The sequence below is a fragment of the Cyclobacterium sp. SOCE241 genome (assembly GCF_056867545.1).
Window position 1 is genome coordinate 3,665,608 of the sequence record NZ_CP149779.1, and the last position, 12,916, is coordinate 3,678,523.

9 protein-coding genes and 1 pseudogene are annotated in these 12,916 nt (G+C 41.2%); all 10 read right to left on the reverse strand.

Features of this window, described 5'->3' with window-relative positions; genetic code table 11:
• Positions 1–34: 34 nt before the first annotated feature.
• A pseudogene (locus WG932_RS18245) lies at positions 35–1,194 on the reverse strand (3-dehydroquinate synthase).
• Positions 1,195–1,263: 69 nt separating this feature from the next.
• Complete coding sequence (gene eboC, locus WG932_RS18250) at positions 1,264–2,163, reverse strand: UbiA-like protein EboC (RefSeq protein ID WP_014019428.1); 900 nt, start codon at positions 2,161–2,163, stop codon at positions 1,264–1,266.
• 8 nt (positions 2,164–2,171) lie between these two features.
• Positions 2,172–3,083, reverse strand: coding sequence for a TatD family hydrolase (locus tag WG932_RS18255; protein WP_149392195.1), 912 nt, complete (start codon positions 3,081–3,083; stop codon positions 2,172–2,174).
• A gap of 104 nt (positions 3,084–3,187) precedes the next feature.
• On the reverse strand, positions 3,188–4,075 hold the full coding sequence (locus WG932_RS18260; protein WP_483084923.1) for an EboA domain-containing protein: 888 nt from the start codon (positions 4,073–4,075) through the stop codon (positions 3,188–3,190).
• Between the two features lie 312 nt (positions 4,076–4,387).
• Complete coding sequence (locus WG932_RS18265) at positions 4,388–5,548, reverse strand: Gfo/Idh/MocA family protein (protein ID WP_483084924.1); 1,161 nt, start codon at positions 5,546–5,548, stop codon at positions 4,388–4,390.
• 50 nt (positions 5,549–5,598) lie between these two features.
• Positions 5,599–6,630, reverse strand: coding sequence for a sugar phosphate isomerase/epimerase family protein (locus WG932_RS18270; RefSeq protein WP_014019432.1), 1,032 nt, complete (start codon positions 6,628–6,630; stop codon positions 5,599–5,601).
• Between the two features lie 168 nt (positions 6,631–6,798).
• Complete coding sequence (locus tag WG932_RS18275; RefSeq protein WP_014019433.1) at positions 6,799–8,004, reverse strand: class I mannose-6-phosphate isomerase; 1,206 nt, start codon at positions 8,002–8,004, stop codon at positions 6,799–6,801.
• 29 nt (positions 8,005–8,033) lie between these two features.
• Positions 8,034–9,101, reverse strand: coding sequence for an aldose 1-epimerase family protein (locus WG932_RS18280; protein WP_483084925.1), 1,068 nt, complete (start codon positions 9,099–9,101; stop codon positions 8,034–8,036).
• A 112-nt stretch (positions 9,102–9,213) separates the two neighbouring features.
• On the reverse strand, positions 9,214–10,011 hold the full coding sequence (locus WG932_RS18285; RefSeq protein ID WP_483084926.1) for a 3-keto-disaccharide hydrolase: 798 nt from the start codon (positions 10,009–10,011) through the stop codon (positions 9,214–9,216).
• Positions 10,012–10,086: 75 nt separating this feature from the next.
• Positions 10,087–12,744, reverse strand: a complete 2,658-nt coding sequence (locus WG932_RS18290; RefSeq protein WP_483084927.1) for a c-type cytochrome — start codon at positions 12,742–12,744, stop codon at positions 10,087–10,089.
• Between the last annotated feature and the right edge of the window lie 172 nt (positions 12,745–12,916).

Below are 12,916 nucleotides of genomic sequence, written 5' to 3' on the forward strand. Positions count from 1 at the left end.
GGTTAGGCTATATTAATTTATTCAAAGATTTAGTTTAGGCTTTTGGAGATTCAAGTTGTAAGGCTTTAAGTTTACCGATGGCATTAATTATCAAATCATTATCCATTTCGTGTACTTCTACACCATGGCCAATCTTATCAAGAAGCATAATGGTAAGTTCTCCCCCCAGATGTTCTCTAAACTCTTCAAGGCCTTTCAACAAAACCTCTCCAGAAAGTTCCGGTTGATAAAGGTCAAATCCAAGATGGGCAATAACATTCAAGACCCTGTTTAATTCATTTTCAGAGAGCTTCCCGGCTAGATAGGAGTAGGTGGTATCTAAGGCAATACCTATCGCTACAGCCTCTCCATGCCTTACTTTATAATCTGTCAGGTGCTCTAACTTATGCGCAGCCCAATGCCCAAAATCCAACGGTCTTGAGGACCCGGTTTCAAATGGATCTCCAGAGGCAATGTGGTCCAAATGCATTTGTGCACAACGGTAGATTAATTCTTGCATGGCAGGACTGCCTCTATCCAGAAGTTCCTCAACCTTTTCCTCAATCCAAAGGAAAAAGGAAGCGTCTTTGATCAAGGCAACCTTTAAGGCTTCAGATATTCCGGATCTCCAGTCTCTTTGCTCCAGGGTTTGCAAAAAATCACTGTCGTTGATCACCGCATAGGGAGGGCAAAATGCACCCAAATAATTCTTTTTCCAAAAGCGTTTATGCCATTTTTAACTCCTACTCCGGAATCGTTTTGAGAAAGAACAGTGGTTGGAATACGAATATGTCTTATCCCTCGGTGAGCAATAGTGGCTGCAAAGCCCACCATATCCAATAGGGCTCCTCCACCTAAACCAACGATATAAGAATGTCTGTCTATTCCGTATTCGTCCGTGGCCTTAAGCACCTTCTGAAAATAGTTTTGGTCATTCTTTACCAGTTCTCCACCGGGAATCACTAGTGGAGCAGCACAAAGCGTATAAACATCACTGTTTTTCTCTGAATATTGATGAATGGAGTCAATAAGATTAGGGTTGGTAAGTACTACACCTTCATCCAGGACAAAATAAACCTTAGGGATTTTCTCTCCACTTACCAAGTCAGCAAAAAGATTGTTATCAATTGAAAACAATGCTTTGGTAAAAAACACTTGGTAATTGTAAGGAACACTAAAAACTTGTTCTATAGATTGATGTGCCACTTTTTTCATTTTTAATATGATTGTCCCTAAGAACTTCTTGCTCTTTATAAATAAGTAAATTAAGTCCCATTTGGTTCACTAGGTTACTGCAAACCCTTTTGCCAATTGCAAAGATAAAGGTAATAAAAGTAAAATCACCAAACCGACAATCCAGCCGGCAAAGGCAACGGCTATGGCAGCATTCACAATAATCAAAGCCAATACGGCGGCCTTAACAGATTTGCCGATCAATGAGGGCTCTTTGTACTTCAAAGCTTTAACGAGTGGGGGAAATATAAAGTAACTTAGCAAAGCCAAGAAAGGCAAGCTTTCCCACCAATTTTCAATATTGCTATAGGCCAATAGAAATATAAAACCAACAATGACTGCATAAATCACCAATCCTGATTTTAAGGCCAAGATATTCTGACCATGAACTTCTCCGCGACTTACCATTGTAATGGCTGCCACGTAAAGTAGAGGAATGAGACCAATGTACCAATAGTTTTGCACAGCCCCATCCATCAAACTCATACCCAAGAGCAAATTCCCAGCCCTACAAAGACCCATATTTATGGGCCCAAATACATTCTGATGTTTTCCCCAGGCATCATAAAGCACAGCGAGTAAAGCCACACTTAAAGCAATACCGGCAGAAAAAGCACTAACTTGCCAAGCTGCGAATACGCCAACCAAAAGTAAAAGAAAGGCCATCATCCCTGCACTTTTGACTGAGGCTTGACCACTTGGAATGGGGCGTTCAGGTCTTTCTACGCTGTCCAATTCTGCATCAAAGACATCATTAAAAGCTACACCCCCACCGTATAGACCTATGGTGGACAAGACCAACCAAGCAATAGATTTGATTATATCTTGATCTGCGTCCTGTAGCAAGAGGTAAACCGCACCGGAAATGGCTGCACCCGCCAATATATCCGCTATTGCAGTAACAATATTGGCCGGTCGGGTAAGCTTAATGTGTGCTATGATAGATGACATCTGTAATTTTAATTCTCTATAATATTTGAGGAATCACTGTCTACACGAGGGTTTTGTCCCCCTCTTAGCACAGTATTGCCGCCCATTTTTTTTGTTTGGTCTATTGGCTCTTTTTCTAACCAATCTTTCTCATCCATTTGCCCACTTTGTCCATAAGCTTTCAAAGCATTACCGTAGCAAGTCATTTTGATATGCTCTTCCGGAATACCTTTTTCACGCATCAAAGCAGCTGTTTTTGGCACAGCCAAGGGGTCACTGATTCCCCAATCAGCCGCACTGTCAACAATAATTCGCTCAGGACCATACTGACGGACTATTTCCACCATTCGCTCACTTCCCATTTTCGTATGAGGGTAAATGGTGAATGCCGCCCAATAACCTCTATCAAGAACATCTTTTACAGTTTCTTCATTGTTATGATCTACAATCACCATATTGGGAGCAAGCCCATGCTCTTCACTCACGTCCATGCTTCTTATGGTTCCCTTCTTTTTATCTCTATGTGGTGTGTGGATCATAACTGGCAAGTCTACTTCCTTTGCCAATTCAAGTTGCAGCCGATAAAATCTATCCTCTGCCTCAGTTTGGTCATCATACCCAATCTCACCAATTGCCACTACACCTTCTTTACTTACATAAAGTGGTAGCAATTCCATAACCTCTTCGGCCAAGGCTACATTATTGGCTTCACGGGAATTGAGTCCGATGGTGCAATAATGCACAATCCCAAATTGTTTGGCCCTGAAACGTTCCCAACCAACCAAGCTGCTAAAGTAATCTTGAAAACTTCCAACTTTGGTTCTTGCTTGTCCCAGCCAGAATGCCGGTTCAATTATGGCTACGATGCCGGCTTTTTGCATGGCTTCGTAATCATCCGTAGTTCTGGAAGTGACATGTATGTGTGGATCTATGTACATCATAACGCTCAAATTTATATGCTAACCTATGTTAAATTAAATGCAAATCATAACGATTACAAATGAACGGAAAATATCAAGTGAAAACGGCAAACTTTACCGGTAATTTAGTTTAGAGCCTCAAAATCTTCACCAATTTTCTCCCAACTGATTTCTCCATTCTCAATCTTTTCTTTAATTTCCGGATGCTTGTCCAATAGCCCTTTGGCAGCTAGATTGTCACTTTCATGGCAGGCTAGGGCTGCTGCAAACTTCTCCAGTCTGTCTCCCTTTTCTCCTACCTTTTCTAAAAGGCCAATGATTTCTTTATCAATAAATGGGCTTAGGAAACGCCACAATTCAGGAATTACATTTCTGCCTGCAGACCAACGTTCATGAATATAATCAACCAAAGTAGTTGCCAAATTGATGTTCTGCCGTTGATCTACTCCTACAATCCTATAAAGGGGACGCTGCATAAAAATGGCTTTTAAAACCATCTGGTTCCATGCTTGCTCACTTAAATAGTCTGACGGATAAGGATTATCTAAGGCTATGGCGTCAAAAACGGAAGTCATATTGCTTCTCAATCCTTCAGCTGCGCGCTTGGTAAACCTTTCTTGAAAAGGGTAAATTGGCAAGGCCGCATAAAGTGCCTCTTGTTCATGAATATCTGCAGATTCAAAAAGTTTCTCCATGTCTCCAAACCACTTTTCAGTGTTCTCTGAAAAGGCCTCCAAAACCAATATCACCCTAGCCGTTTGCAAACCGGTCCAGTTTTTCATGGAGAAACCACTTCTGATTGCTTCTGCCCTTTGTAAAGTATCAATGGCTAAATCCATGGGATGCTTGGAAAAATGACGGGAAGCTTGGCTAAAGGACAAAAACAATTTCATGGACCCATTGTCCGCTTTAATCTTAGCTACCTGAAGTTCCAACCAATCCATGCTTTCAGCACTAGCAGTAGCTGCTAGACAATGCTTTAAAAATTCTATGGTGGATGAAATACTTTTCATACTTTTTTAACTTTTTGTTAATTACAAATATAACATTTATTCCATTGCTGTTTTTTGAACATGAGAACAATCATAAATCTACAGACTGTTTTTCTCCTCGCTAAATAAAAAATAAGGAAAGGTTGGTGTTTGAACAAGACTTCTTGTAAATGAAATTAACAATCAACAAAATTAAGACCTAAAAGAAATTATCCGCCCCTCCATTGAGCAAGTTCAACCTTATGATATAAATTAGCTCCCAAGAAAAAAGCCAAGCCATTTCAAGATTGAAATGCTTGGCTTGTATTTAGGTATTAAATGAATTTATTGGAATTATTCTTGCCAATCAACACCTGTATCTTTCCAACTTCTGGACTTAGCTGAGTCTAGCACAGCTTCACAAACCTTCTGCGTTTCATAAGCATCTCTGAAGGTTGGGTGACACGGCTCATTTCCTTCTAGGCTCTTGAAGAAATCAGCGACTTGATGTATAAATGAATGCTCATATCCAATGCTTGTCCCGGGGATCCACCAACGATCCATATAAGGTTGATCTCCTTCAGTAACATGGACAGAACGCCAACCTCTTACTTCCGGCTCATCATTATGATCAAAGTATTCCAACCTGTTTAGGTCATGTAGATCCCATCTTATGGAAGCATGTTCTCCATTGATCTCAAAGGTATAAAGCGCCTTGTGTCCTCTGGCATAGCGAGTCGCCTCAAATAAACCTAAGGAACCATTGTCAAAATGGCAATGGAATGCACAAGCATCATCTATTTCTACTTTTTGTTTTTCTCCACTTCCTTGGTGTACCCTTTCTTTGATAAAAGTTTCCGTCATGGCAGAAACATCTTTGATGCCACCATTTAACCACATGGCTGTATCAATACAATGCGCCAAAAGATCACCTGTCACACCTGATCCGGCTGCTGCGGCATCCAGTCTCCATAAGGCATCACCTCCTTGTGGCAACTCAGGATTTATCGTCCAATCTTGTAGGAAGTTGGCGCGGTAATGGAAGATTTTCCCCAGCTTACCTGAGTCAACTAACTGCTTGGCCAAGGTCACTGCAGGAACTCTTCTGTAATTGTACCAAACGGTATTTTTCACCCCTGCTACTTCCACAACCTTCACCATTTCCTCAGCTTCTTCTAAAGTCCTGGAAAGTGGTTTTTCACAAAGAATCATTTTACCGGCCTTTGCAGCTGCAATTGCGATTTCTGCATGGGTATTGTTAGGTGTACAGATATCAACGGCATCGATATCGTCTCTTTCAATAATTTTTCTCCAATCTGTTTCATAGGAGGCATACCCCCACTGTTCTGCAAACTCTCTGATTTTATCTTCCCTTCTGGAACACGCCGCTTGCAATACCGGACGGTATTCATATTCAGGAAAAAAGTCTCCCAATCGTTTATATCCGTTGGTATGAATCCTTCCCATAAGGCCCGTACCTATCAATCCTATTCTTATTTTCTTTTTCTCTGACATTTTCTATTATTTTGGTTGCTAATCAATTGTTGGTGAAAGTTAGTTGTCCACTATGCCTTCCAGCCGTGTTTATCTCTTACTGAGATCAAAGCTGCCAAGATATTGTTCCAAGTGTCCTGCTTACTCATCACCTCATTCGGGAACATGCAGCCATCCCAACATATGTGCTGAAAAGCCTTGGTCAATTCTCCATTTTCATTTCGAAGCCAGTAACCTGCATCTTCGGCAATATCCAGTTTTCCGTTGGGATCATTTGCCAAGCAATGTCTACCTGTTTTGTCATGAGAACCTGATCCAAAGACAGTGGCATCGTTTTGAGCTACATGAAAATCAATGGTCCAAGGCCTTAAGGCGTCTGTCATTTCTTTTAAGGCAGCCTTCCAGACAGATTTGTCTTTCCAGTCATAGCCTTCAGGAAGCAATCTATGCTCAGGATAATTGTAACCCAAGGTGTACAATAATGTATGGGCCATGTCTGCCTGAAAGCCTAAATAAGGACTATTCACAGATTCAAGGGTTTCCAGCATAATTTTCCAACTGTGCATTCCTCCCCAGCAAATCTCTCCTTCTGCAGCTAATTTTTCTCCGTAATTTTCAGCGATTTTAGCAGCTTCTTTAAGTGTTTCTACAATTATTTTTTGGCTTCCTTTAGGGTCTTTTGCCCACATTTCAGGACTACTAGCAGTATCTATTCTAACAATTCCATAGGGTCTAACTCCTATGTCTCTTAATTTTTTAGCCAGTTTGCAGGATTTTTCTAATAAATCCAAATAGGTAGCTCTGTCTTCCTTTGAACCTAGAATAGGGCCGCCCCAGATGGGTGCTACCACACTTCCAATATTTAGATCAAGAGCGGAAACTTTATCTGCTAATTTTTTTACCCCATCATCATCCATTTCTAAGTCAATATGGGGATCAAAAAGTCCGATGTCCACACCGTCAAATTTAACGCCATCAACTTCAGCATTGGCGGTATTTTGTAACATCTCATCAAATGATATGATAGGCTCGGAATCAGGACCTTTTCCAACTATTCCAGGCCATGTCGCATTATGTAATTTAGGAAAATTATTTTGGGACATAATTTAATATGGTTAGCAATGAATAATTAATTTAAATCAAAATAATAAACTGCCATTCTAAAAAGGGTATTCACCTTAAAACTAGCAGTTTATTATTTTTTATCAATTTAATAAATAACTATCGGAATACCATTGAAATAAGGCTTCCAATAGTTATCAATTAAGCTTCTATATGCTCAAATCAGGGTTTTCAGGGCCAAAATGTTTCAGCATAACGATTGGATCAGTTTTAGAAAGGTTGGTGATTTTCACTCCTTCTTGAGCTGCTTTTTCAGTTACAAAATACTCATCATGCGTTAGCTGACCATAACGAATCAAGGAAGGTGTTTCTATATCCCACACTCCCATGGTTCCATGGCCTTGCATCATAATCATCCCATAGGCAGCACTGTCTTTAATAACTACAGTTTGGCCGGGAAGAACGGTCAATTCCTTGGCACTGAAGGCATCCGACCTATAGCAAATCCAGTTTTCTACATAACCTTCTGCTTCCATCTCTGCACTATCTTTGACAGGTATTGGAGCCATAAAACGAGTTTCTAGAATATTAGGATCTACATTTAAATCCCAGTCAATCACTTCCATTAATTGGTCATAATCACCAATTCTGTCTTTAGGGGTTCCTTTCCATAATAGTTCTTCTGGGATGATCGCTTCATTTACCAATGATTGGTACATGGCAAATACATCAGAAGCTTTTTGTGGTTCATAAGTACACATACTTCCCGGCGCATGAAGCATCCCCGGAGGAACATCCCATCCTGTGCCCGGATCAAGTTTGAACGCTTGAGAAAAGCTGGTGATTTTATTGTCACCTTTATTAAAGTTTTTAAGACATTCTTTGATTTGTTCCTTAGTTGTTCCCGGGGCTATTCCAAAAAAAGTATAAGGGAAATCGCCACCGTGATTGTTCAGTTGAGGTGGAAAATAATACGCTTCCGGCTTGCCTTTCATTCCGATTTTAGCGGCATGTTCATCATTGTGGTGAATATGGTGTGGCAATGGCCCCATATTGTCAAAAAACTTTGAATACATTGGCCAACTTTCATATTCATCCCAGAGCCTGTCACCTATGATCTCACCTTTCAGTTCATCAATGACATCCTTCAATAAAATTTGTTCCTCTTTACCGTCTTCTCCTAAGACCACTTTACTTAAGCCTTCATGCTCACCGGTAAGGGGACCGTTTTCGGCAGGACAGGTAGAGGAAAACCATCGCTCATCAATTCCGCCTCTTTCGCCTCCCAATATATAGTAATCATCCGGGTGAAGCTTAATCCTTCTTCCGGGTACACAAAAAGATCTGGGTACCCAGGTAGGTGCCAAACGCAAAATACCCTGTCCTTCTTCTAATGCTTTTTTTGCCAAACTCATAGGTTCTATTTTGATTTATTGTTAATATATTACGCTTTGTTTTCTATAAATGATTGAATTTTTTTCTTGTTTGTTAAAATATCAAACACCAATTCATACTTTCTATTTTCTCCTGGCTTTAATAGGATCAAGGCCCCTTCTTCTCTTGCCTGAGTTTGCCCATAAGGAGGGTTGGTGCCCGGCTCTAAGGCCGTCACATATTCATTTTCTCCCCAATGTTGCCAGTTGATTAACCAGGGAAGCTGGCTTTTATCAAAAGTCATCCTAAAAGCAAAACCCAAGGAAGAATTGTACAAACCCGCTCTGCAGCGGTCATCAGGTTCAGAATTCGGTTGGATAAAAGCTACATCTTCGCCAAATCCACTGTGCGCATCCATAGGCGCAGGACAGGTTTTAAAATCGTTGTCTTTATTAAAAATTCGATTATTTGGACCGCCATCTCTGGCTTCCCAGGATCCATTCCAAATTATTTGTGTACCCTCATCTACCAAAGGCCAACCAAAATTAACATGGTAAAGCAACATATGAGGGGCATCAACATTAGAGATATTGGTAATCTCATCGGATATTTTGAGGTAAGGCTGACCCAAAATACCTGAAATGGTTCTTTTCAATAAAAGATTGGGACCAAACACACTGCACTCCCTAATCAAGCCGGTAATATGCATCTCTAAATCTCCGGAATAGATGTCCGGTTGTTTTATAGCAACGATCTCAGCAGGGTTATTGGAAATCCTTCCATGTAGGCCTCTCTTTCCGTATTCATCATTTTCAGGACCTCCCACATGGGATAGGCCACAAGTGGTAAGTAAGCCTCCACCAAATGTACTTAACCAATCTATGCCGTCGGCAGTAAATGGTGCAGGAGGAGTAATGCCGACCTGGCTTATCCAAGCCAATCCGTGCTCACCAAACTGAGCTGTGGATATGTCCATGGCCCTGTCCAAAACAAGTTGGTACCGAAATCCTGCCCCCGTATCAATATTGGCTATTCTGACTCCTTTACCGGTGCCATTGTCCAGTATGGCAGTTTCAATACCCCCTAATTGTTTTACATTTCCTACCTTCCCTTTCCAACACTGATTTTTTGGATTCATATTTTTGTACAAGCTTAATTCCACTAAAATAACAATCCATTTCCGGCAAACTATCCTGTTCTGTAGGGTTTATCCCGGTGAAGGCATTGTCTATTTATTTAAACAGCTAAAATTATAGATTTTTTAAATAAATATTGCGATAAGCCACCTGCATTGGAGGCCCCACATGCACCTGCATGCCTAAATAGCCTTCGGAAGTACTATTGGCAGGATCCTCATCGGTAACATCGCTCATAAGGGTGCCATTGATATAATGTTTCAGACGATTTCCTTTGGCAACAATACGTATCTCATTCCAATCATTGGACTTTACTACATTTCTCATCTCCGCTCTATCTCCTAACTCTTTTACCACCTCTAGGCCAAGCCAAGCATTTTTCTCCACATTGGCTCTGAGGTCGCCTTCTTTTTCTTGAGGGTTGATTTTGGTTTGTTGACCAATGTATGCAAGTGTTGTTCTTTTTCTTTCTTCGTAATTCTGCCCGGTATAGTTATTTTTTCCGTCAATGTCTGCCTGATAACCTTTTAGGGCATGGGCTAAACCTTCTACAGGTTCACTTCGGTAATTTACCCCTGAGTTTCCTGCTTCTGTAATTTTAAATTCCGCTTTGAACTCAAAGTCTGCAGGCTGTCCTCCTTGATAAATTATAAAATGATTTCTTTCCAATTTGGTTTCTTCTGTAATCTCCCCAACGATGGCGCCGTTCTCTACCCTCCAGTAAGTAGCATCACCGTCCCAACCATTTAGGCTTTCTCCATCAAAAATCTTGATAAAGCCATCATTCGATTCTGCCTTGGCAGGGCTTTCCTCCTGAACAGTTGCAGCTTCCTCTTTTTGTTGGCCTGAGCTACAGGCAAAAGTCAATGCTGAAATTGCAAGCATTGAGGTTATTTTAAGTATGTTCTTCATTAGGTGATGATTTAGGTTGAAAGTTTTCAGGCCAAACAATACTTGCTTGGCCTGAAAATCATTGAAAATTAAGTTTTATTGGTATACTTCGTGATTAGGGTTTCCTCCTGACACAAGGTAAGCCATCAAATCTTTTAGTTCCTCTTCGTTAAGTCTATTAACCAAGCCTGGCAACATCACTGAAACCTCAGACTCTTTGGTGCTCGTCACTTTTTCCTTTGGTATCTCCATTATCATTTCAGGAGAAAAAGGATTTTGTGAAACATAATAAGTGGTCTCATCTTCTCTAATGAGTCTACCCACCACAGAAGACTTATCTCCCATAACGAAAACCATTGCAGCATATTGGTCTGAAATGACATCATTTGGATTGATCGTGGCCTCAAGAATATCCTTAGGGCTAAACCTTGTACCCAATTGGGTAAGGTCCGGGCCTACGGCTCCACCTTCTCCTCCCATGGCATGGCATGAACTACAAAGGGTGGCATTGAACATTGCCTTGCCTCTTTCAAGGTCTCTGCCTTTAAGATCTTCTACCAAAGGTGCCGCTTGTTCTACTGTCCACCTTTTTCCAGGACCTTCAGGCTGAATAGTCGATTCTACAATTTCATTCCCTGAACCCGAAAGCCTTTTCCCACCGGACATTTCATCATAGTGATCAAATTTCGATTTTGGAACTGTACTTAGCGCCATCTTTCTGGCCCTGTCTATAAAGCCCACATAACTTCTTCCACCTTTGTATTGAAATGCGTTATTGGTCCAATTAAAATATTTTTCGTAAGAAGATTCGTCCCAACCTGCTTTTGCGCCCCCAAGTACGGTAGCCAGATAAGTCTGTTGTGCCGGTGGAACATTGGCAAGCATATTGGCAATATCCAATCCATATTGCGGATTTCTCATGATTAAATCAGAAGAAGCTGTAAGGGTCTTTTGAAAGTTAGGATCATCCTTGGCTTCATCCAACATGCCCAATAACTTTGGCACAGCAGATGGGGCTTCCAATTTGACCAAAACTTTTCCCATAACCCTGTTAACTTCATTGGTCTCGGCAGGAAAATGGTCATCTAAATAGGCTATCAATTGATTTCTAACCGCTCCGGAAGGGTTGCCATGCCGGGCAATTACCACTTCAAAAGCTCTGGCCAAATTCATTTTGTCTCCTTCATCAAGAGATGCATAATCCGCCTTCATCAAAGCTTGAACCATCTGGTCTCTCTGAGAAGATTTACCATGTCTTGCCAAGGCGATAATGGCCTGGGTCAAGGCTCTGGTATCGGTTTCGTTGAGAGCTTTGGCTTCCCATTCAGACAGCGGCTGATGTTCTACCGCAATCCTTGCTGCATATTGCACATAGCGATCACTATGACTTAAGTAAGGCCAGGCAAAATCAATCGCACCGGATTTGGGACCGGAATGATAGGCTTCTAGGCTTCTACGGATTTTGTGCTCTTCAGGAAGATCTGCTTCTGTAAGGCCACCTTTACTGTCACCACTCAAGTCTCCTGTGTAATGAACCCTGTATAAGTCGGACTCAAGGCGTCTACCACCGGTCATAAAATACAAAGCTCCATCAGGTCCAATGACACCATCCGTCAATGGAAGTGGGGAGCCGGAAATAAATTCCTCACCTGTAGCCGCATAGGAACCTCCACTAGGAGTAAGGTTAATTTTATACATGATCCCAAAACTCCAATCGAATGCATACAATGCATTGCGGTATTCTTCAGGAAATTTAGCTTTGCTGCCATAAAAAACATTGGTTGGCGATCCCTGTCCAATATTCAATACTGCTGGAAGGTTGTCGGTATAGTCCGGAGACCATTTCATATTTCCTGTTCTCCATCCATATTCACTTCCACTCGTTACATGGTTGATACGCGTAGGGCGGTACCAAGGCATGCCAAAGTCCCACTCCATATCAGAATCATAAGTAAACAAATCACCTACTTCATTGAACGCTACATCGAAAGGATTTCTATACCCCACACTTACCAACTCCCATTCTTTACCTTCTGGGTCAATTTTGGCTACCCATCCACCCGGAGCACCTCTACTATTGGCATGGCCTCTGGGATCTTTTATTTCAGGGATCAGGTTGTCATTTTCCCATACACGAGGAATCCTGTAATGATCCATTTCCGGAACGTCAATATGGTTACCAACAACAATATAAATGGACTGACCATCAGGAGAAACTACCATACTGTGTGGGCCGTGTTCTCCGGGACTTCCGGTAAATTCTTTTAAGGTGGTTATTTTATCAAATTGATCGTCACCATTGGTATCTTGAAGTCTATAGAGACCTGTGCTTTTGTCAAAATCATCATTGGCACGGTGATTAACCATCACATACAGGCTATTGAAAGCATACAGCAAGGCCTGGGCATATCCCATTCCAATTTTGTCGTCTCCTTTATCCCCTATGATCAATTTATTCACTGTCGGTGTCAAAGAATCTGAACCGATTGGCGGAACTTCCAAGCGATAAATTGCTCCATATTGATCCACAGTTAAAAGTCTATTTTTGTCATCGAAAGTCATCCCTACCCAAGAGCCCTGATCATTTTCTCCGGGACTGTATAGATGTTCTGCTTCAAAACCTGTCGGCAATTTTAATTTGGCTACTTTAGGATGTACCTCCTTTTGATCGCCATCGCTTTGTCCGCATGACCCCATGATTAATAGGATCATTCCGGCCATTAGCCAGCTCTTCATCATTTTAATTTTATACATAAGTTTGTTGTTAATTCAGCTTCCTACAATCAATTGTTTACCACAGGCTTGAAACCAATTTTAAAATTAACCCAAATTCGCAGCTTATGATAACCAATAATGTCGAAATAAAACCTTTGGTCATAAAAACCCAAAAAACAACGGAAAGCTCTGTCGCTTTCCGTTGTACCTT